The sequence below is a fragment of the Rubritalea sp. genome (genome assembly GCF_051252225.1).
In the GTDB taxonomy this organism is placed as follows: domain Bacteria; phylum Verrucomicrobiota; class Verrucomicrobiia; order Verrucomicrobiales; family Akkermansiaceae; genus Rubritalea.
Genome location: NZ_JBPOGE010000008.1, coordinates 29,832 through 52,862, shown reverse-complemented (window position 1 = coordinate 52,862; position 23,031 = coordinate 29,832). Strand labels below are relative to the sequence as shown.

Here is a 23,031-nt window from a genome sequence, read left to right as displayed (position 1 = left end):
ACACATGGCTGAACAATCATCCACACCTGAGGAGCTTGTAGAAACTCCAAAAGTGAAAGCCAAAGCGATCAACCGCTTTGGTATCGGCACCCTTGCACTCTTTCAGCTAGCTCTCGCTTTGCTATCAGTTGTGTTACTTAATTTCCTATCTTGCACTAACCACCAGCGATTCGACCTTACTCGTTACGAGGACTTCACTCTCTCGCAAACGACTAAACAATACCTCGAAGGACCCGAAGTGAGAGTCCGCCAGACCCCTATCAAAATAGTCGCTGTCCTCTATCAGCAAAGCCCATACTACCTCCGTCTTCGGGCCCAACTAGAGAACTACCGTCGCTATTCCGACAAGGCCATTCAGCTCGAATTCATCGACCCCAAACTTGATGTCGACCGCCTCCAAGATTTCGTTAACACCTACAACCGTGAGATGAGTGACCTCTCTGAGGAAACTATCCTCATAGATGCTCGCGACTCACTCTCACAAGCTGAAATCTCTGCTGAGGAAGAACAAATCCAACTCACCAAACATATTCGCACGATTCCTGTAAAGGACCTCTTCATCGAAGAAATCGATCGCTTTAACAATACGTTCATCGCCGCCTGGAATGACGAGGCCTACATCACCTCCAACCTCGTGAGCGCGATCGAAGGCACTCCCCGCCGCTTCTACTTCATTATTGATAAAGCAAGGATCGATGAACGCAGTAACAACTCACCAGCATGGAAAACTTTCCAGAGTATGCTCCGTGCGCAAAATGTAGAGCTCCTACCTCTACAAATCTCCACCACGAATAAAATTCCTGCGGACGCAGAAGGCGTTGCCATCATTGGTCCAGCATTCGACTTTGATAAAAAGGAAATCACCACTCTCGAGGAATACTGGGATCGCCCATCAGCAGCAGTATTCGTCACACTCGACCCCGCTGCAAAACTTAAGAACTTCAAACGCTTCCTGCGAGATTACGGAATATCCCCACAGGACAACCGCATCATCAACGTGCAAAATGGTAACACGCTTACCTCAGCTCGAGCGTTTTTCGCCCAAGGCCCAATGATCAACAAAGGTCTAGCCCACCAGGCCACCCAGTTTGATGGCCCATCCTCTGGGCTCGATGTCTTAACAGAAAATGACCGTCTCACCATTCGCAACATCACACCGTTCTCCCTTATTCAGGCTTCTGACGGCTGGTGGGGTGAATCTAGGTATGATGAACTCAACCCAAGCTTTGACCCAAAAGAAGACCAAGGTGTGATTCCTAACTCACAGAACCCAACTCCCGTACACATCGCAGCTGCAGTAGTACGTGGGATCGAGAATGACGACAACACCAACCCACTCACATCACGCATGGTCGTCATAGCCAACACTGATTTCCTCCAACCCGCCAACATGCGAGAGGAACTCAACTACTTCATCAATTCTGCTATCAATTGGCTCATCGGCCGAGACGCCCTCATCGGCATTGACCCTAAGCCAGTCTACCGCAAAAAAATCACTATCGAATCGTCGCACAAATCCTTAATTGACCAGTGCATCCTCGTCTATTTACCAATCTTAAGTTTGCTCATAGCACTCATTATTTGGAATAGCCGCCGAACTTAGCTTCAAATGAAGACCTTCGTCACCATTTTTCTCGTATTGAGCACTCTCACGCTCACCACCCTCTCACTTCTCCAGTGTGGACGTATCGACTTGGCGAAAGAATTCCAGTCGCAAACCGCAATCGCACAAGGCCAGAAACTCTTCCAAACGGAGCTAACCACCACCAGTGACCTCCGACTCGAAACGGGAGGACTCCCCGAGCACCAGTTCGTCTACGATCCTGAAACAGGATTATGGAATGGCCTCACTCCTTGGCAAGATCGCGCTGACGGCCCAAAAGCTGTCGAATCAGCCATCAAGTTCGCGCTCAATGCTGAAGTCGTAAACTCTCTTACCGTTAATAAAAACGAGCTCGAGAAATATGGATTTGGTGAAGATGCTATTTCCGTTGAATGCCGCAATAGCCTTGGAGATCTCATTGCTGCATTCGAAATCGGTAAAGCCTCCGCTTGGCATAAAAAAATTGAAGGCAAGGAAGATATTTTTGTCCCGACTATCTACCTTCGCCGCACAGATGAAGGATATGATAAGCACCTCTACCTCTGCACCGATTTCACAGGAAATATCCGAAAGCTATTTAACTCCGAGCTCAAGAACTTCCGTGACCACCGCCCGTTCGCTCTCAACATTCATACCCTGCGAAAAGTTCGCCTAGTCCGCAGTAAAACTGAGATCGCACTCGAGCGTCGTCTCGCCGATACAAACTGGACAATTACCAAACCTCTTGAGCTAAAGACGGACCCAGCGGCAGTCATTTCCTATCTAGCAAATCTTTCTAAACTAGAGGCTATATCTCTCCACCCATCCGAACAGGTCGCTCTCCCAGAAACCTCAGATGACATCCTACAGATTTCTATCTCTAACTTCGACTCTGATGATGAAGTCACTTTAACTGTCTATCCCCCGGCTGAAAATGCAGGCAGCACCTACGCCACAGTCAGTAACCGTGATGTTGTCTTTGAACTCCCTCTAATAGCCACACCAAAGACTTCTAACTACATCACCCAGCTTCCGGAGTCTATCAATAGCCTACGCTCCCGCACCATGCTTGAGCTCAACGAGACCGATCGAGCTGACTTGCGAGGCATCATTGTCCGAACCCCCTCATCAGGCTCTGAACCAGTGCTCATCTCCCGCATTCCCAAAGGACGCTACGAACTTGTTAGCCACAATGGTACAAAGCAGGACATCGATGAAAGCGTACTCGCTAATTTACTCAAACAGCTCACGACTACTCCAGTTAAAGGCTTTGCCAGTGATGCTGCGGCTGACTTCTCTTCCTTTAGACTCGACCAGCCAACTATCGTCCTTGATTTCGTATTCTTCTATGGCCCTCAGATTCAGCTTCGCTTCGGTAAAGTAACCAAGGACGACGCTGACGGCACCCCAAGCGATCAATATTTCGCAAACTTACGTGGAAGCCCAATTGTATGGGAAGTCGACAGTTCACTTATTGCAGACATTCCTACTCGCTCATGGGACTGGCAACCTAAAGAAATTTGGACACTTCCAGTCATCGACATTATAGGTTTCACATCACAGACCAAAGGTCAGCCAAAGCTCACAATTGCTTATGATTACCTCGATGACGCGTTTACTGCTAGTTTCGGCGATCAAAATGTCACTGAGAGGCTCAATCCGCAACGGGCGAAATTCTTCCTCAATGAGAGTCATCAGCTCGTAGCCCAACAACGCTTGAGCCCATTTAACTCTCAAGCACAAGAGGCCCTCAAAACTCCTCTCCTGACCACTACTATCACCGTCCAAGACTATGACAACGAAGGCCTCCCAGCTGACAAAACCACCTACACTCTCAATGTCGCTCCCGCTGCTCGCACAGAAAGTAATGCATTCTTCTATGCTCAAGCAAGTAACTCACCAGGCTACTTTATTCTTAACAAGGACACAGTAGCTAAACTCGCAGCTCGAGACCTTTTCGAGGAAGACTAATTTTTTCATATGAACGCTGAAATCCGCGACCAATTTCCAATTCTCCACCAAGAGATCAATGGCAGACCTCTTGTCTACCTCGATAATGCAGCAACTGTGCAAAAGCCACAATGTGTGCTTGATGCCTCTCAGCGTTACTACTCTAGAATCAACGCCAATATCCACCGCGGTGTTCACTATCTTTCACGTAAAGCTACCGATGCCCATGAAGCGGCACGAAGCTACATCGCGAAATACCTCAATGCTCCACACGAGCACGAAATCATTTTCACTTCAGGAACCACTGATGGCATCAACCTCGTAGCCGACACCCTCGCGCTGTCAGGAAAAATCAAAGAAGGCGACCGCATCCTTATTTCAGGGCTTGAACATCATTCGAACATCGTTCCTTGGCAAATGCTCTGCGAGCGCACCGGTGCTAAACTCGATGTCATTCCTGTAACGGATTCGGGCGAATGGGATCTCAGTGACATTGATTCATTGCTCACCACTCAGACTAAACTAGTCGCAGTGAACCAAGTTTCCAATGCTCTCGGAACGATCAACCCAATACGCGAACTAATCACTAAGGCGAAAGCTCTTGGTGCCTGGACATTGATCGACGGAGCTCAATCCACTCCACACATGGCAATCGACGTCCAAGAAATCGGTTGCGACTTCTTCGTCTTTTCTGGCCATAAAACTTACGCTCCCACAGGCATCGGCATTCTCTGGGGCAAAACAGAGCTTCTCGAAATGCTGCCACCTTGGCGCGGAGGCGGTGAAATGATCAAAGAAGTTACCTTTGAGAAAACCACCTACAACGATCTCCCCTTCAAATACGAAGCCGGCACTCCGAACATCGAAGGTGGTATCGCCCTCGCTGAAGCTCTCAAATGGATGGACAATGTTGGGCTAGACACTATCGCAGCTCACGAAGACAAACTTCTCACGCTAGCTACCCAAGCCATTTCAGAAATTGACGGCATCAAGATCTACGGTACAGCCCCCCAAAAAGCCTCAGTCCTCTCGTTCGGCATCGAAGGAATCCACCACTACGACCTCGGCACACTCATGGACCAAATGGGAGTCGGCGTCCGTACAGGTCACCATTGTTGCCAGCCGCTCATGCAGCGTTTCGGCATCACCGGCACCACCCGAGCCTCTTTCGCTATCTACAACACTGAAGAAGAAATCGAACTCTTAATCCAAGCTGTAAACAAGGCAGCGATGATGCTTCGTTAGAAAAGGCTTTAACCTTCCTACTTTTTCCTTTCTCCTAAACTTATGGTTCACCCAACAGCCGTCATTTCTGAAAAGGCCTCCATCGGTAACGATGTTCTGATTGGCCCATACTGTGTCATTGGTGACAATGTCACTATTGGCGACCGCTGTGAACTCAAGTCACACGTAGTCATCGATGGCATTACCGAGATTGGCGAAGACAATGCCTTCTTTGCATTTTCCGCCATCGGCCAACAAACGCAGGATCTCAAATACAAAGGCGATCCGACGTATTTGAAAATTGGTGACCGCAATACCTTTCGCGAAAACGTCACGATTCATCGCTCCACCGTCACCGAGACTCCGACCACGATCGGCGATGACAACAATTTCCTCGCCTACTCGCACGTCGCCCACGACTGCGTTGTTGGCAACCATTGTATCTTTTCAAACAACGCCACCATTGGCGGACACGTCATTGTTGAAGACTACGTGATCATCTCCGGACTATCCGGCGTGCACCAGTTCTGCCGCCTCGGCGCACACTCACTCATTGGCGGTTGCACAAAAATCGTGCAAGACGTCGCTCCCTTCGTCATTGTCGATGGCTCACCCGCAGCAGTCCGCTCGATCAACCAAGTCGGCCTCCAGCGCCGTGGTTTCACCGATCAAGACATCGCCTACCTCCGCCGTGCCTACAAACGTCTTTTCCTTAAAAAGAACACCAATATTGCAGTCTCGCTAGCAGAACTTAAAATCGCCGATAGCGCCAATAACGAACACGTTAAGCACCTCATTGAGTTTCTCGATGCTGCAGAGCGCGGCGTGATCCGTTAGATTGGAACTCTATTATTTGGCGCCCTATCACTAGCATTCTACAGAAGAAAATAAGCCTTACTTCCCCCGACACCGACCTCTAGGCGCATTACTTTCGCGGATGGCGACTTCCGAATGCAGAAACTCCGCAGCTTCAGCGGACTCTTTCACCTTTACGGCACTGCGTTCTAGCATTTCCGCTTCAAACTCACGTAAAGCAGCCTCCACATCTGGCTCCGAAGAACCGTAGTGGTTGGTAATCGTTCGGACTAAACTCAAGGCATCTAGCAGCGCCTGATTTGCCCCTTGCCCCTTGAAAGGACTCATCGGATGAGCGGCATCACCAATCAAAGTCACAGGTCCAGCTCCTTCCAACAAATCAGCAGTGAGCAATGCTCGGTCATACACTGGGTAGCCAGAGATAAGTTCGGCCTCCGTTGCTTCTAAAATTTGTGGAATCGGCTCATGCCATTGACACCTGCGGCACGCTTCTTCTTTAAGCGCCTGAGCTCCACGATCACTGAGTTTCTTAGCCTCTTCTTCTGACAGTGGAAAACTCAACTGCCACATGATCGTGTCAGAATCATAGGGCATCATGTACATCCGCTCGTAGCCGTTCGCCGTTTGAAATACTGTCGCCGAGTCTAACAATTCATTTTTTAGACCATTGAGGTTTTTCAATGGGCAAATACCTAGAATCACGATACACCCAAGATAACGTAGAGGGGAAACATCTTCACCAATGATCAACTTCCTCACCGAGCTTCGAATCCCGTCAGCCCCAACCACCAAATCAGCTTTCGCTATTTTCGTCTCTGTACCAACTTTGAATTTCAAACTCACACCACCATCATCAGATCTATTTAAATCTACTAACTGATGCCCCCACAGAACGGACTTCTCACCTCCAAGCTGCCCCAAAAGCGCTGAGCGTAGCGATTGTCTAGCAATGTGGATATTTGTTCTCTTTGGTGAGTCTTTAACATCTGATCGCCCCCATTTTCTAATACCCCACTCACCCACTATTCTTCCATCTGTGGTATGTACAACGTGACGAGTTGAGACCACTCCTCCTTCTAACTCGAAAACTCCCAAGGCTTCTATCGCTTTACTAGCCTGTTGCAGTGTCAGTCCATACCCTTGAGCACGCTCGGAAAAACCACCATCGCGCTCATAAAGCTCAAATGGAATACCCCTATGCAAACAAGTCACAGCCATCGCTATTCCTCCAATACCACCGCCGATAATAGCGACATGTGGGTAGTGCCCGTCATCCACTTGAGTCGGAGAATCAGCAGGCTTCAAACCAGATCCTCCACAGGCCACACAGGCATCAAGATGCCTTTTAGGACGAATGGGAGCTGCACCCTCAGTCCCATTTTCAGTAAACGCATCCAAGGCGTTCTGATAATGACGCAAAGCTTTTTTTGAAAGCCTTCTACTTTTTCTGCCACGCCCCTGGCACTCCGGACAGATTGTCCAGTGACTCTCCTTGTTATTCACCATTTCCACCTGCATTTATGTACCAGTTCTCCATTCCATCTCAAGCAGAGAAAGCTCCGCTCACCCAGCTTCCCGCTCAAATCCTCCTTGCTCAGAACCTTTATTCAACACTACTCTTCTGGCATGGAGCTAGAAGCGATCAAGGAAGCAATCCGCCTGCTACCACCCGAACAACGCAGCGAACTAGGCATTTTTCTCACCCACCTTGAATTAGTCGATGACTCGAATTACTTTGAGACCCTGCGTAGCAGAATGAACGATCAGCTAGAGCAATCCTGGAAAGATTTAGACGGAGTCGATTAATGTACGAACTACCTAAACTGCATATTCATAAAGACGCTCTCAGTAATCTCCCCGCGAGCGGTCAACGTAGAGACCTTCTGTTAAAAAAATTACGCGCTATTCAGGTCTCACCAGCTTCCTCTTCTGACTTTGACTGGCAGCAACTTGACTCTAACTCAGAAGTGCGTGTGAGCATATGCGTCGGGTATGCCATTTCTTGGTTCTTTGAAGGCAGAAAAATCTACATCCTTGATATTAGAGGACAGTAAGCGCACTCAACACGCTTTTTCCTTTATCCTTTTTCGTCCTCCCGCTAGCCTGCGTCCACTATGAGCGACCTCGCAGACATCAACATCACCGTCACTACAAACAAAGGTGACATCGACATTACTCTTTTCCCATCTGACGCACCTGTCACTTGTGCTAACTTCCTTAATCTTGCATCACGCGGCTTCTACAATGACATCGTTTTCCACCGTGTCATCGATAACTTCATGGTTCAAGGCGGAGACCCAACTGGATCAGGCATGGGCGGCCCAGGCTACAAGTTCGAATGCGAATGCAAACCAGCACTCCGCAAGCACGACAAGCCTGGTATCCTCTCCATGGCGAACGCTGGACCTAACACTAACGGCTCCCAGTTCTTCATCACTCACCTTCCTACTCCTCACCTCGACGGCAACCACACAGTCTTCGGCGAAACGACAAAAGGACAAGATGTGATCAACTCCATTGTCCAAGCTGACAAGATCGAAAAAATCACCATTCACGGCGACACTACAGCTCTCTTTGAAGCTCAGGCTGACCGCATTGCTGATTGGAATGCTGTGCTTGCTTAATCACTAAGCCACTTAATTTCTGAGCCCTACAGTTTCTTGCTGTAGGGCTTTTTCTTGCCCAATATCAATCACCATGCCAGCCATCCCATTCAATAACTCCTACGCCCAGCTGCCCGAGAACTTTTACTCCAAACTCTCGCCCGCACAGGTGCCGAACCCTCAGCTCGTACGCGTGAATGCCCAGCTCGCCAAAGAACTAGGGATCGATCCAGAATGGCTAGAATCACCTGAAGGAATTGCCTTCCTAGCTGGCAACCAGATCGCCGAGGGCTCCGAACCACTCGCCCAAGCCTACGCCGGCCACCAATTCGGCCACTACAATCCACAACTCGGTGATGGCCGCGCGATTTTGTTAGGTGAAATTCTCGATTCTAACGGCAAGCGTTTCGACCTCCAACTCAAAGGCTCAGGCCGCACCCCCTACTCGCGCGGCGGTGATGGCAAAGCCGCACTCGGTCCCGTCCTGCGCGAATATATTCTCAGCGAAGCCATGGCCGCACTCGGCGTTCCCACCACCCGCGCTCTCGCCGCCATCACAAGCGGAGAAACAGTCGTGCGCCAAGACGGCCCCCTCCCTGGCGCCGTCTTCACCCGTATCGCCTCCAGCCATATCCGCGTCGGCACCTTCCAGTGGGTTACCGCCAAAAAAGACACCGAGTCCCTGCGCGCGCTGGCCGACTACACCCTCGCCCGCCATTACCCCACCGCTCAACAAGACGATTCCCCCTACCGCGCACTCCTCCAATCAGTCATCAACGCCCAAGCCGACCTCGTCGCCCACTGGATGGCTCTAGGTTTCATCCACGGCGTCATGAACACCGACAACACCGCCGTCTCAGGTGAAACCATCGACTACGGCCCCTGCGCCTTCATGGACGATTTCCACCCTCAATGCGTTTTTTCATCGATCGATGCCAACGCCCGCTACGCTTGGGGGAACCAGGCCAGCATCGCCCTATGGAACCTCACTCGCTTCGCCGAAACCCTACTACCCCTATTCGCCAAAACCACCGAGCAAGCCATCGAAATTGCCGAATCCTGCCTCGACTCCTTCCAAAGCTATTTCGAATCCCGCTACCTCGAGCACTTTAGACTAAAATTTGGCCTTCCAACCTCCGCTCCAAGCGCACTCATCCAAGACGGACTCTCTCTACTCGCCAACCAGCAAGTCGACTTCACCCGCTTCTTCACTGAACTCACTCGTTCAGCGGCCAATGGAAAATGCGACGACCTCTACGCCCTCTTCATCGACCCTGCCAGTTTCGAACTCTGGCACAAGCAATGGAAGGTAGCCACGAACACCAAGCCAGACTTCACCGCCATGCAACGCGCAAACCCTGTCCGCATCCCCAGAAACCACCAAGTCGAACAAGCCATCCAAGCCGCCTACAAAGGCGACTTCTCCCGCTTCCACGCGCTCGTCGAAGCCCTCGCCCAGCCCTACACCGAGAACACCGACCTAGCCGAGTACGAATCTCTACCACTCCCCCATCAACGCGTCACCGAGACCTTCTGCGGCACCTAACGAAGCCTTCCTCAAAAAAACGCATTTTTCTTATAGAAAATTCTTGCCTCGTCCCCCAAATGAAGTAGAAACCCCGCACACCAAACAACACCTTGCTCGGGTGGCGGAATTGGTAGACGCGCTAGACTAAGGATCTAGTGGCCGTTAAGGCCGTGGGGGTTCGATTCCCCCCTCGAGCACCATCTGTTAAAAAGGCTTCCAGTTACTCTGGAAGCCTTTGTGGTTTATAGAGAACTTTCACCCTCGAACATTCCAATAAAAAAGCCTCTCAACTTTCGCTGAGAGGCTCAAAAAACGTTGGAGAGCACGCTGATTACTCGGGTTGGCATATCTAACCTGAGTGCAGCCGAGGCTAAGATTTGTGAATCAGAAAGAGTAGATGACGCCAGTAGAGAGGAGAAAGGCTGAATCGAAATTGAGGTAGGCTTTAGAACCGTTCGCTCCCACGTCAAAGTCCTCCATAAACTGATAACGACCGGACATTTGAACGGCCCAACTAGGATCGATCTGATAGGTGGTACCCACACCGAGGTAAAGGCCGTAAAGCATCTTGGTTGAGGAGTCACGGCCAGTGGAGGTCTGTGTTCCGAGACCGGGGACGGTAGTGACCGAAACGAAGGAGTAGCTACCAGATGCCACAGCGACGCTGACTCCACCTTCAAGTGTCATTCCGAACTTCGAAGAAACCGGGATTTCAAGATAGCCGCCAAAGTTGAACGTGGTGAGGTCGACCTCCAGTTCACGGTTACCTGCTATAAAAGCCGTGCCGGTGTTAGTCGATGTGCGAGTCGGGGAATCACTGATGAGCGGGCCAGGACCGGCGAAGGAGCCGGCGAAGGGCGCCAGCGGAGCGATCACGCCATTGAGATTGAAGTGGTCAGTGAGGACGTTGATATCCGAGGTAATGCCATCGCGATTCTCTATGTTAATGTTAGCGTAATGGATGCCGCCACGGAACCCCCAACGTGCGGGAGTCCCTCCAAATTCAAGTAGATTAACGCTACCCATGTCATAGTAAACCTGTAGTTCAAGGCCAGTCATTGCATCGTCGCGTTCTTCGGCACGGCCATTAGCAAGGCTATTTGATTGCGACATGGTGATGGATCCCCCGCTGGCTGTATTATACTGGGAGTTATTCGTGTAGCCCCAGTTCCACGTCTGGTTGCCGATGTTCCCGGAGGAATCGAGGTGAACGAAGCCGTCGTCGTAATTATAATCGACCCCGCCGCCGAGGGGTTCCAGAGTAGAAGAACTGGCGAATTTTCCGAGCCCGGTGAACTTAGTCTTGAGCCCAAAAAGGGGAGCATAACCAACGCCGATACGCCACTTGGATGGAGTTCCTGATTTTTCAGTAACTACAAAGACATCTCCCTCAACACCCGCACTGGCCGGGGCGGTGATGACGGCTAGAGAAGCGAGGGTTAAAAGAGAAATACGAGCATTCATGGTATCAAAATATTGGAGTTAGATGGTTCAACTAAAGAAGCCGGTATTTCGGTGACCATATAGAAGCGTATACTTCCGGGAGTTTTTTGGGTGAATGGCGCACCGCTATCTCGCCACTGCGTTTGGTTTGTACCTGCTAGGATCGGAGTAGCACTTGAAATCCAGTTGGTAAGGTCTTCGCTGTAGTAGATGCGATACCAACGGCCGATAGAGGAAGGCCATTCTAAGAGGATTTCACCGGTGGTATTCTGACGAATAGTCGCAGCCACAAAGTCAAGTCCGCCAGGAAGAGGGCTACCGGTGACGAAGGTTGCAAGTTTTTCAACGGTGAGAATTGGAACGAAGGGATTAGGGAAGGTCCGGGTACTTGTGTAAAAGCTGAGCCGAACGTTCACTGTATCGCCTACGGCGACAGGATAAGGGAAGTCGATATATGCCGGATTACTAGCGGCACCGCTAGTACTGTTGTATAGACGCAAACTAGGGAAGCCCGCGAGATAGGCGCGATAGTCTACATACAATCGGAAGCCGTTGATAGCAAAAGAAGTGGTGTTTTCAACAGGAATAGTGATGTCGAAAAGGCCGGTTTGAGGAGACACTTGGAATCCACCTGGAGGAGTCGAAGGCATGGTGGCGGTGGGCTCAAGTGTACCTACTGCGACCTCAAAAGTATCCACTGCAGGCGAACTACCTGGTGCGCCATCAACGGCGACGATGGTGATTTCTGTGACGCCGGAACTTAAGCCGGAGATAATTAGGTCGGTTCCACTGATAACCGCACTAGCTTTCGAGGCGGCGGTGTTGACCGTCACAGAATAAGCCAAGGTGTCGCCGTCCAAATCATTGAAATTCGAAAGCAACGGAAGCGTGACCGAGCCTCCGACGAGGATCACTTGATCATCGAGGCCAGGAGGGACAAGGGTCGGGATGTCGTTAACCGGAGTGACGTGAAGTATGAATTCATGCGGGCTCGAAGTATCAGAGCCGCCGTTATCGGTGCCTCCGTCATCGCTTAGCGTGACATGAATCGTCGCGGCACCATTTGTGTTTGGAGCGGTTCTGAATGTCAGGTCCCCTGTGTTGGGATTAATGGTGGGAGCAACTTCAAATGTTACGTCTCCAGTCGTGTTTAACACCGTAACATTGAAGATCAGCGCCTGCCCGCTTTCATTGACCGCCAAATTAGGGCCAGGCTGGATTTCAACGGCGAAGTTATTGATCGTCGCCAAGCTCGGGCTGGCCACGGAATCTTCGGTCTCTGATGGATTAAGATCTACCAATGTGAATTGGGGCGATTCATTAATGTTGATCACGGTCACGGCAATGTCTTGGGCAACGGCCAAATTACCTTCACCATCGTCTGTTACGGTGACTTGTACGTTGTAGATATTGTCGGTACCTGCGTCGGCTGCTGATTCAAAGTCCGGAGCCGAAAAGAAGGTTAGTTCTCCTGTGGTGCTGTCGATATCGAACTGAGCCTTATCGGCGCCGCCCGTGATCGAGAACGTCAGAGTTTGCGCGGGGATGTCGCTATCCGTCGCCGTGACGGTGGTGACAGCTGTTTGATTTTCTGGCACACTCACGCTGGCAGTGACGCCGCCGCCGTCGCTAATGATAACTGGCGGATCATTTGAGTAGGTGATCGACACGGTAACCTGCCCTTGCTCGGTGAGACCGTGCGGATCTTCGATGGTGTAGAGGAAGGTATCGGTTCCGATCTGACCGAGGTTAACATTTACGCTCGACCCGGGTGCGTAAGTCACCCGCCCAGCAGAAAAAGTGACGGAGCCACTGGCACCAGTGTCATCGATGGAGACGATCTTGAGCTGCGTAGCCTCGCCGGTATCCTGATCGATGTCATTAGCCAACAACATGTCGGTAAGATCAACCGCAGCACTGCGTTCCACGACTGAAGGGAAATCTCGGACAACAAAAGGAGCGTCGTTGGCTCCATTGATTGTCACCGTTACCGATGCTCGTGAAGTAAGTCCATCGACATCAGTAATGATGTAATCCAGCGAGTCCGTGGTGGAGCTGCCGACAGGCAAGGAATCGAATTGAAAATCAGGATCGTAAGTCAAGGTTCCGCCGCTCACTAACACTCGACCCTTGGTCAGTGTGCTATCGGTTGCGGAGATTACAAGTGTCGCTGCCTGGCCTAAATCAGGATCAGTATCATTTCCAAGAACGAGCGCAGTGATGTCCACAGCATCCGCATTTTCGTCGACGCTTAAGCTGTCAGCAACCGCGACGGGTGCATCGGCTTGCCCCGTGATCACAAGCGTCACTTCTGCAGGAGCGGAGACACCGCCATGGACATCAATGACTGTATATTGAAACGTATCGTTAGCTATAACTCCGGGCGCAAGGTTTATACCAGTAAGATAGGTGACGGAGCCATCGACGTGGCGCTGCACGGTGCCAGAGGTTCCTGTTCCATCGACAGAGTTTACGATGAGTCCCACTCGATCGCCAGTGTCAGCATCCTGATCGTTGGCTAACATTGAGTTGACAATAACCAGCGCGCTTGGGCTTTCGTCGATACTCAGAGCGTCGTTCATTGCCAAAGGCAGGGTATTGCTCCCAGTAATCGTGATGGCGACTTCGGCAGTCGTCTGAGCACCATACGCGTCTTCGAGCGTATAAATAAACAGATCAGTTGCGGACAGCCCCACTGGTAGCGCGACGAAGCTGTTACTGGGGTCGTAGGAAAATGTTCCGTTGCCCAGATGAGTCAACTCTCCGAGTGCTCGGCTAGGATTCACATCAACGATTGTTAGGATATCGAGTGGATCAAGATCAGTGTCATTGACCAAGACATCACCTGTCGTGAATGGCACCCCTTTAGAGGTTGTAAATCCGACACCGCCATCGGCTCCGCCGCTTGGAGCATCGTTCGTTGAGATGATCGTCATCGTCATGTCCGAGGTGCGTGTCACCGTGCCGGCGGTCGCTTCGATCGTCAATGTGACCACCTCGGCAACACCGGGAGAAACACGATTTTCGACGGAATCGAAGACCAGCATGCGAAGGGCAGCCTGCGCCAAAGCTCCAGACGGAGCAGACGAGGTGTAAGGACCAGCCGCTGGGCCGGTGAATCCGGCAGAGCTCAGCGATGCGGCCGTGAAATCGCCGACGGCCGGATCATCGATCGTAACCGAGAGCGAAACCGCATTCGTCCCGCCACCTCGTATGAGGTTCGTGCCAAATGGCTGAGGGCTGTCTTTATCAGAAACCGTGAGGTTTGGTAAACTGACGACAGGAGCGAGCACGCTTCCGTTCACCCAAATCTGATCAGGTTCGTTAAGGGCGAGAATCAAGAGATCCAACGCGGCATCACCGTTGACATCAGCAACCACAATGTCGGAGCGGAAATTTGCGCCCCCACTGCCGCTCGGGCCAAAATCGCCAAATACGGTGGTAGTTTTGGTGAATATGCCACTGCCGTCGTTTTCGAGAATCGCGCTCTCGTCTTCGGTTCCCCATTGGTTCACGAGTGCGTCCAGATCGCCGTCGCCATCGAAGTCGGCAAGTTCAAGATCACGAAACCGTAAAATGTCAGGGTAGATCTGGCCACTGTCGGTAAAGAAGCCATTCCCGTCATTGAAGAAAACAAACCCCTCACCGACTGTTGCGAAGATACCAACATAGCTAGCCGCAAACAGATCGAGATCGCCGTCGCCATCGAGATCGCCCAATTCAAGCGGTCCACTCAATCTGCCGTTGCCGAAAGCAGCATTGCTATCGTGGAAGCTTCCAGTTCCGTCGTTTAGCCAAACACGGAAGGCTGATTGGTCAATTCGCACGACGATGTCGATTGTATTATCGCCGTTGACATCACCAAAGGTGGCACCTTTAAAGAGCACACCGACAAAATCCAAATCGGCGACCTTTGTTGGATCATTCGTGAAGATTCCTGCCCCGTCATTGATCGCGATGGCCATGCCAGCAGAGAGCACATTCACGTAGTCCAGATCACCATCGCCATCGAGATCGATCAGGCGCGCCTCGATACTCCTGCTGACTTCAGGCATCAGGCTGTCACTCACACGAAAGACGCCATTGCCGTCATTGAGCCAGATCTCGCCGTTCCTCAAGACAAAATCCAGATCACCATCGCTATCAACATCGCCCAAAGATGGGCGGCCCGGATTGGAGTCAATAGGCGGGCCGCCACTATCCCGACCACTAATTTCCTGACCGCTGTCAGTGAACATCCCTAATCCATCATTGAACCAAATTCGGGAGATGCTGGGTTCCAAGGCCCCGTTCATAATTTTAGCAAACTTTGTGATCAAGACATCGACATGGCCATCGTCGTTAAAATCACCGAACGCGGCTGGAGCGCTGCGCTCAATACCATCGCCGAGGCGCTGCAGACTATCGGTGAAGACTCCTTCTCCGGTGGGTGCCTCTACCACGAACTGGAAAACAAGCGGCTGAAGGAATGACTCATCCAAAGCTCCTCTCAGACCGGAGGACAGAGTGAGCGTGATCCCCTCGCCCGGAAAAAAGGAATCGTCTGGGATGAGCGTGAGAGTCTGATCTGAGTTCGTGGTCGTGAAGCTGAATTCGCCTTGCTCGTCACCGACGAGACTCACATTGCCTGCAATGGTGGCTGGATCAATTGGCCCGTTGAATCGAATGGTCAACTGATCGGACAATCCCATCGTCGTGGAATTGGCAGCTGGAGTCGTGGCCAACACTTGCAGTTCGGTTCCCACATTGATTGAGACGATCGTTGTGGTAGCAGATTCAGTCAAACCATCAGACACCCGATAGCTAAAGCTGTCTGGGCCGGTGTATCCAGAGTTGGGCGTGTAGACAAAGGAGCCATCATCATTGAGCTCAAGTAAACCGAATGCCGTCGAAGAAACTAACACGGCAAACAAAGGATCACCTTCAGGGTCTGTATCATTGGAAGTCACCCCTGGTGCGAGCACCTCCAAAACCTCGTCCAACTGAACGGCAAATTGATCGTCCAAGGCCGAAGGAGCGGTGTTTCCTATTTTCACTCGGGCAATGCCAGACTCAGCGAGGCTATCTTTCGCGACATAGGTGAAAACGTCCGCCCCAGCAAAAGTGCCATCCGGAGTATAAGTAAATGAACCGTCGGGGTTCAAAGTAACGCTGCCGTGCCCTGGCGCCGAGTGAATCTCAGCGGTCAACCCAACGCCATCTCCTGTCGAATCATTCGTGAGCACACCTGGAGCTGAATCGCTGCGTGCAGAACCTGTATAGTAGTCATCACGCGCTCTCGGCGGTGACTCATTGAACCATACCTCTGCCACCGAGCTAAGGACGAAAACGTCGAGATCACCATCTTGGTCCAAATCTGCCAAAGACGCAGCCTTTCCGATCGAGCTGCCAAAGATGGGCTGCTGGATATCCATTCGCCCGTCACCCTGATTAAACCAGACCGCATTCCCGCCTGAGCGCTCGGAAGAGTTGATATAAATACCCTGCCATAGATCAAGGCTTCCGTCGCCGTTGAGATCTCCCACCGCCAAGCCCAAAATCTCGATGGCCTCGGCAGGCTTCAACGCCTGGGCACCCCGGAGAAACTGGCCGGTACCATCATTGAACCAGTTGCGCTGCCAACCGTTCGAGTAATTTTTAACCACAGAAGCGTCAAGAAATCCGTCTTCATTGAAATCGCCAAGTGCTAAATTTTCACCTCTTCCGAGATCCACGCCACTAGTCACCCCGGTAAACTGTCCTGTGCCGTCATTGATGAGCAGTGCTCCGCCGTTAGAATTGGTCACGTAAACGTCGAGATCGCCATCATTATCCAGATCGCCGACAGCGCTATCCCCCGCGAAGGAGCGCGAGCCGAACCTGACACGGGTTAAGGGATCATAAGTGAAATTGGCAGAGCCATCGTTACGCCAGATCCAGGCTTCCGGAGCATTCACACCTAACAAGTCAATGTCACCATCACCATCAAAGTCTCCCGCATCAACAAAGTCCAAAAGTTCATACGGGATCGTCTTGATGTCAGTAAACCGCCCACTGCCGTTGTTGATCGCAACATGAAACCTGACTGCCGTTGCGTACTCCCCCTCTACTTGGCCCTGGTAGAAGGTATCAAGGCTGCCATCACCATCAAAATCCGCGAGAATCGATTTTTGCGGATTTATAGGCCCGGCTGCGCTATCAAATCCTAAAGTCTCGGTGTGCTCGGTGAAAGTCCGATCCCCATTGTTGATCATGACAATCGGAAACTTGTAACGTTGCACGATGAGTGCGTCCGGTAGTCCGTCACCATCAAGGTCGCCCAGCGCGACGTCACTTCCTCCAGGTGGGGCTGCACTGGGCTCCACGCGGACAAAATTTGCGCCGCCCCGCAGAACCTCTACCTGAAATTGGGTGACGTAACCCGTCTGCAACAAAAGGTTTCCCGAGTTCTGAATTCCCGCCGCCGCACTCACCGTCACGATCTCTCCGGGGAAAAAATCTACGGTAGGATTGAGCGTGATTGTGGCATCGGAGACGTTTAGGCTGAATGGATGTAAGCCCGACTGAGACCCATGAATCGTGAGACTCCCCTCTAGAGAATCCGCATCCAAGTTGGCGCTGAAGACCAGCTGAATATTCGAGTTCGCCGCGGCATTGGTGTCATTTTGTTCAGGTGAAATCGAAAGCACCCGGAGCCGATCGACCGATTGCAGGGATACCGTCGCCACGTTGGAATCAGCAACTCCGTCGCTCGCAGTGTAAGTGAAGGAATCGTCGCCGCTGAAGCCGCTTGTGGGGCTGTAAGTGAAGCCACCATCGGGGTCGAGATCGATGCTGCCATTCGCAGGACCAGATACGAGTGTTGCACTTAAATTGGGATCACCGTCCGGATCACTGTCATTTGGGATCACACCCTCGGCCGCATTCACTACCAGAGGCGCACCGGGGAAAACGAGATAGGGCCCAAGATCATCGACCGCAACAGGCGGGGTATTGCCCAGTTTCACGCGAAACGGCCCAGCACTCTCGATGATGATCGAGCCGAGCGCACTCGCGACACGATAGGTAAACGAGTCCGTGCCAAGATAATCGACATCCGGGGTGTAGGTAAATGAACCATCGGAAGAGAAGGAGAGGCTTCCATGACTGGGTCCGGAACTGACATAGGCCCTCGTGATAGACCCTGCGTAGAATCCGGTGTTTGGGTTGCTGTCATTACTAAGGACTCCCTCCCCCGCTGGAATCGTGATGCCTTCTCCGGGCACGACCGCGTAGTAATCAGTCACCCCCTCAATCGGAAATTTCCCTAATTGCACAAGAATCGGCCCCGTCGTTGATAGCGAATTCGACACCGCGTAGGTAAACTCATCGACATTTTCGAACCCTGCACTGGCATAAAAGACAAACGACCCATCGGGTGCCATTGTCACCGTTCCGTTCGCTGGCTGCGTCAGCAACGTGGCAGTCAGACTTCCCCCGTCAGGATCACTGTCATTCGCCAACACCCCAAATTCAGCGGACCTGTCGGTAAACACTTGCCCAGTGCCATTTGTGAAGAGGTAGTTGTAGACGTCTGCTTTTCCTATTGGAGGATCCAGGGTGGGGGTGACATTGATCGTCACCACCGATTCACTAGATGGAACCGGCCCATCGTAAATGATATAGGTGAATGAATCTGTTCCGAAAAAATCTGCTTCCGGCGTGTAGACGAAGCTTCCGTCCGGGTTGACTGCCAACGTGCCGTACTGCGTGGTGAGAGTTTCGCGGTAGACGAAGTTTCCATTCGGGTAGCTTCCTTCGTATCCGAGCCCTGCGAAGAAATCCAATTCTGGGAATTGCGAGCGAAGTTCAGTGTAGGTGCCTCGGTGCTCGGCAATGACAAGTTGCGCTGATGCAGCGTATCCATTGAGTTCGCTAGAACTCACGAACAGTCCATTCGCAGTAGTAATCGTAAGCGTCTCGTCTTCTACAACTGTGAACGCGTGATCCTGAGTAACCGGTATGGTAACATTCAGCCACGCCTCGCCACTTGCGAAAAGAAGGTCGATGTCGCCATCGTTCTCGATATCGCCGGCAGACACCACAGCACTGCCATCGCCCACAGCCAGAACAGGGACGAACGTACCGTTGCCACCATCATTGCCCCAAAGCTGATTGTCAGTGACGAGGTCGAGATCGCCATCCGCATCCACATCGACAACAACCACCCCTTGGGAATCATCGGCCAAACTGGCACCTAGAGCAAACTGCCCCGTCCCATCATTTATCCACACTTGCGCGTCGCCACCACTATTGGCCACTACAGCATCAACAAATCCATCACCATTCACATCTCCCACCGCCACTGCCGTTCCAGCCGCCGTGCCCAGAGCTTGACCATTGAAAGTAAAGTATCCGAAGCCGTCGTTCAAGAAAACCTGATCCGCTTCTCCCTCACCACTATTGGCAATGTAAGCATCCAGTTGGCCGTCACCATTGAAGTCCGCGAGCGCGACGGCACTTGAGTTAAATCGATCCCCCACCGTGTCGATCTGTTCAGGATCAACCCCAACCAAAACTACTTCCTCGAATCCACCACTGCCGTCATTCAAATGCACCCGACTCCCATTTGTGGAACTCAAGCTAGTCGTCATAAAGAGATCAAGGTGACCATCATTATTCAGATCACCCACTGCCACATCCGTAGCTCTGTCGCCGATTTGCGAAGAAGCCACCCCATCTCGAGCGAAGAGACCCGCGCCATCGTTCAACCAGATGCTGCCCTGAACTCCGCTTGCATTGTTGACGATGACCACGTCAGTAAAGCCATCGCCATTGAGATCACCCGTCGCGACTGCCTCGCCCATCACCGCTGCGCCCCAGCTCCGAAGTGCTCCAAGAATCTGACCTGAACTCACCGGGGTAAGACCACTCTCGTTCAGCCACAAAGAATTCTCCGCGTTCTCACCGACCACGTCCACGTCACCATCACCGTCAACATCTACAAAAACGCGATCACCCACTTGGGTTCCGGTCAAAGGACCTCCAAAGACGAAGGTTCCATCCGACTTGTCCGGCGAAACATAAAAGGCCAAAGTCAATGCAGATTCCCAAGGTGAACCGGCAACACTTCTCAGATCTCCCATCAAAGTAAGCCGCACACTTTCCCCAGGACTGAAGTCACGATCCACCGTGACCTCCAGATTTTGAGTGTCGAGTGAGGTCACTACAAACGACAAAGGTCCGTTCATCGAACCTACGAGGACAAGATTTGCGGCCACGCCCTCAGCGCTCACAGCCTCGTCGAAGGTCAGCCGAATCACGCGGCTCGAAGAAATCAGTGAATCATTGACAGCAGGAATCGTGGCTGCCAGTTCCAGTTTTGGATTCACCCTTAGGGTCACCGTAGTCGATTCTCCTTCCCGCCCAAATAAATCGACCCCGCGATAAACAAACGAGTCCGTGCCGATGAAGTCCAAAGCGGGAGTATAACGAAAGCTGCCATCCGGTAGAAGGTCCACAGATCCATTGGAAGGATCACTCACTATCTGCGCGACTTGGCTATCGCCGAAGTCATTTAAAAGCACTCCCGGAGCCTCGATCGCGAGAACGGTATCCTCAAGCAGCTCATACTCTTCCGAAGACCCAATCGGCGGGATACTTTCCGAAGCACCAATGTCCCTGAGACCAGCGAGTCTTCTATCAGCGCCACGTTGATCGCTGCTCGGCGACTTTTCTTCGCCCAAATTTAGATCTGGGTCACCAGCGTCCAACGCGGGCGATCCCGGGAGCAAGGCATGTGTCCTCGTTGGCCCGCCATTGAATGCGAGCGGCGCCAACCCTGGATTTATTTCGATAGTGAGGTCGTCACCGAATCGATTCATCACTGCAAACACGTTCTCCACATTACTGGGTGGATCTGTCTCGAAGTCCTCGACAAGGCCCGGAGCAAAATTCGCAGCAAAGAAGTTGTTCGCCGAATTAACAATAGCTTCACCCGGCGGGATCACGCCACCCGGCTTGATCGCCACACCCGTATTGTAAAGCCCACCTCCATTGCGAGCACCATTGAGTCCTTCGCTCACCCGATTTTGAAAAACAGTGCAGCTGTAAATATTCAGCTCCGCGACGCCCAGGTTATCACTGGCATTATAAATTCCCGCGCCATAGACTGGCACCTCGAAATCGAAGGCCAAGCCGATCGCTAGGTTATTGGAGATTGTCGAATTACGCAAAGTGACCCTGCTGGATTCAAACCGCGTGATCTCGGGGTGCTCCGGGTCACTGACGAACGGCGTGCATTGGTTGTAGACACCACCACCCCTCGCGTTTCCAGTGACAGAGTTGCCAGATATCGTCGAATTTTCGATCTGCGCTACTCCTCCATTATTATTACGAATGCCGCCACCGGCCACACTGAAACCTTCTGCGGTGTTGTCTTCAACGGAGACGCCATCGAGATGAAGAGTCGCTAAATAATCATTGGCGATTCCTCCGCCCTCACCACCAACCTCGTTTCCGCTCACACTGGAACGGGTCAAGCTCACAAAGCTCACTCCAGTGCTCTTGAGCCCGGCACCGCTGGACAAGATGACACCCACCTTCGCGGTGTTAGCGTCCACTTCACAATCCTCCAGACTCATCAAGCTCGCGAAACTGTGAACGCCTCCCCCATTCGCCAGAACGGTTGTCGAGTAAGCACGGTTCGAATTCAGCTTTGAATTGACGACCTTTACCGCCCCCAAAAAGGAGCTTAGTCCACCACCGGATGAACCCAAATGCGTGTCCACTTCGTTGTCCGTAATCGTGCAATCTTTGATCGAGACAAGCCCCAGGTCATTGTGAATCCCACCACCAAAACCAGCGAAGCGGAAATCTGCAGGGCTCAAATCAGTCAGTCGAATTCCTCCAAGAATCGGGATACAACCCAACGGGCTACAGTCTTGCCCCACCACCACCGGCACCGGCACGCCCCGAAGCAGGGTCGCCGAGCCAGCTGCCCCCTTACCCACCCGGTTGTTGTAGATTTGACAACCCTCAATCACGGCAGAGGGCATGCCACCTCCAGACCATCCCTCGCCGGCCGCGAAGGGATCGTCGCCCAACGATTCAAACAAGGGCTGCACCCCACCCTCTTCAGTTCCTGCCGAGTCCAAGAAGTCCCCCATCAAATCTTTAATTCCAGCCTCGATCTCAGCGGTCGCTTCTTCCGGATTGGTCGAGGTCGGCGGCTCCATACTCTGCAAACCAGAAAAGAAAGTACTCAGAGTCTCGGCAGCAGTTTCCGAACCCTCGGGCCCAAGCGTAAGAAGACTGCTATCGATACCACTGTTGCTAATACCGCCGCCACTGTTCTCCGCCGCGTTGTCATGAACCTTACAGTCGAACATGCTCAAGCGAGCAGGCCCACTGTTGAAAATACCGCCACCTTCTCCACCAAATCCATAGGCGCGGCTATCTTTGATCTCACAGTTGATCAGTAGTAGATTCCCACCATCATTGTGGATTCCTCCACCCTTGGGGGCCAGTCCATCCATGATCGTGAGATCCTCCAGCACCACCGAGACACCGGGATTAATTTTAAAGACCGAATCCAGAAGCCCACCGGAAATAAACGTCACGCCCATTCCTTTGCCTCGTATAGTGACATCAAAATCCAGCACCTTATTCTCGAAATACACTCCTTTATCCAGCTCGATGACATCAGCATTAGAAGCAAACGCGGCAGCCAGATCATTCTGACGGGGTGGAGGGATTACCAAAGTGAGATAATCAGAATAGCCCTGACCTTTGAAATCATTGATAACGTCGGAGACTGAACTCTGGGAAAAAACCGCAGTAAGAGTCGCTGGATCGTCCAAAACACTTGAAGAAATGCCTATCTGTAAAACTTCTATCGGTTGCTGGTTTTGCGCATATCCCGATCC

12 protein-coding genes and 1 tRNA gene are annotated in these 23,031 nt (G+C 51.9%); 10 read left to right on the top strand and 3 right to left on the bottom strand.

Annotation, left to right across the window (positions count from 1 at the left end; translation table 11 throughout):
• The first annotated feature begins 4 nt into the window (after positions 1 to 4).
• Genes ACSHX2_RS09535 through lpxA form a run of 4 tightly spaced genes read left to right on the top strand, consistent with a single transcriptional unit; the run spans position 5 to position 5,593 of the window.
• Positions 5 to 1,603, top strand: coding sequence for a DUF7088 domain-containing protein (locus ACSHX2_RS09535; RefSeq protein WP_435692710.1), 1,599 nt, complete (start codon positions 5 to 7; stop codon positions 1,601 to 1,603).
• A gap of 6 nt (positions 1,604 to 1,609) precedes the next feature.
• The gene (locus ACSHX2_RS09530; protein ID WP_435692709.1) at positions 1,610 to 3,553 is read left to right on the top strand and encodes a DUF4340 domain-containing protein; all 1,944 of its coding nucleotides are present in this window, start codon (positions 1,610 to 1,612) and stop codon (positions 3,551 to 3,553) included.
• 9 nt (positions 3,554 to 3,562) lie between these two features.
• Complete coding sequence (locus ACSHX2_RS09525) at positions 3,563 to 4,777, top strand: aminotransferase class V-fold PLP-dependent enzyme (RefSeq protein WP_435692708.1); 1,215 nt, start codon at positions 3,563 to 3,565, stop codon at positions 4,775 to 4,777.
• A 42-nt stretch (positions 4,778 to 4,819) separates the two neighbouring features.
• A complete protein-coding gene (gene lpxA / locus ACSHX2_RS09520) occupies positions 4,820 to 5,593 on the top strand; it encodes an acyl-ACP--UDP-N-acetylglucosamine O-acyltransferase (RefSeq protein WP_435692707.1) in 774 nt (257 codons plus the stop codon).
• A gap of 57 nt (positions 5,594 to 5,650) precedes the next feature.
• Here lpxA and ACSHX2_RS09515 read toward each other — a convergent pair whose 3' ends face one another.
• The gene (locus ACSHX2_RS09515) at positions 5,651 to 7,090 is read right to left on the bottom strand and encodes an FAD-dependent oxidoreductase (RefSeq protein WP_435692706.1); all 1,440 of its coding nucleotides are present in this window, start codon (positions 7,088 to 7,090) and stop codon (positions 5,651 to 5,653) included.
• A 72-nt stretch (positions 7,091 to 7,162) separates the two neighbouring features.
• On the opposite strand from ACSHX2_RS09515, the gene ACSHX2_RS09510 reads away from it, so the two are divergent.
• From ACSHX2_RS09510 to ACSHX2_RS09490, 5 genes are all read left to right on the top strand, one after another.
• Entirely contained in the window at positions 7,163 to 7,378 is a 216-nt protein-coding gene (locus tag ACSHX2_RS09510) for a hypothetical protein (RefSeq protein WP_435692705.1), read from the top strand.
• Positions 7,378 to 7,626: a hypothetical protein gene (locus tag ACSHX2_RS09505; protein WP_435692704.1), complete on the top strand. Its 249-nt coding sequence runs from the start codon at positions 7,378 to 7,380 to the stop codon at positions 7,624 to 7,626. The genes ACSHX2_RS09510 and ACSHX2_RS09505 overlap by 1 nt, the downstream gene beginning before the upstream one ends.
• A 60-nt stretch (positions 7,627 to 7,686) precedes the next feature.
• On the top strand, positions 7,687 to 8,196 hold the full coding sequence (locus tag ACSHX2_RS09500; protein ID WP_435692703.1) for a peptidylprolyl isomerase: 510 nt from the start codon (positions 7,687 to 7,689) through the stop codon (positions 8,194 to 8,196).
• A 73-nt stretch (positions 8,197 to 8,269) separates the two neighbouring features.
• Positions 8,270 to 9,721, top strand: coding sequence for a protein adenylyltransferase SelO (locus ACSHX2_RS09495; RefSeq protein WP_435692702.1), 1,452 nt, complete (start codon positions 8,270 to 8,272; stop codon positions 9,719 to 9,721).
• Between the two features lie 94 nt (positions 9,722 to 9,815).
• Positions 9,816 to 9,903, top strand: a tRNA-Leu gene (locus tag ACSHX2_RS09490).
• Positions 9,904 to 10,087: 184 nt separating this feature from the next.
• On the opposite strand, the gene ACSHX2_RS09485 is transcribed toward ACSHX2_RS09490, so the two are convergent.
• Positions 10,088 to 11,167 carry a hypothetical protein gene (locus ACSHX2_RS09485; RefSeq protein ID WP_435692701.1) on the bottom strand — a complete coding sequence of 360 codons (1,080 nt, stop codon included), beginning with the start codon at positions 11,165 to 11,167 and terminating at the stop codon, positions 10,088 to 10,090.
• On the bottom strand, positions 11,164 to 22,641 hold the full coding sequence (locus tag ACSHX2_RS09480; protein ID WP_435692700.1) for an Ig-like domain-containing protein: 11,478 nt from the start codon (positions 22,639 to 22,641) through the stop codon (positions 11,164 to 11,166). The genes ACSHX2_RS09485 and ACSHX2_RS09480 overlap by 4 nt, the downstream gene beginning before the upstream one ends.
• On the opposite strand from ACSHX2_RS09480, the gene ACSHX2_RS09475 reads away from it, so the two are divergent.
• Positions 22,606 to 22,923 (top strand): hypothetical protein, encoded by a 318-nt coding sequence (locus tag ACSHX2_RS09475; RefSeq protein WP_435692699.1) that lies wholly within the window; start codon positions 22,606 to 22,608, stop codon positions 22,921 to 22,923. The two genes, ACSHX2_RS09480 and ACSHX2_RS09475, sit on opposite strands and share 36 nt — an antisense overlap.
• The last annotated feature ends 108 nt before the right edge of the window (positions 22,924 to 23,031 follow it).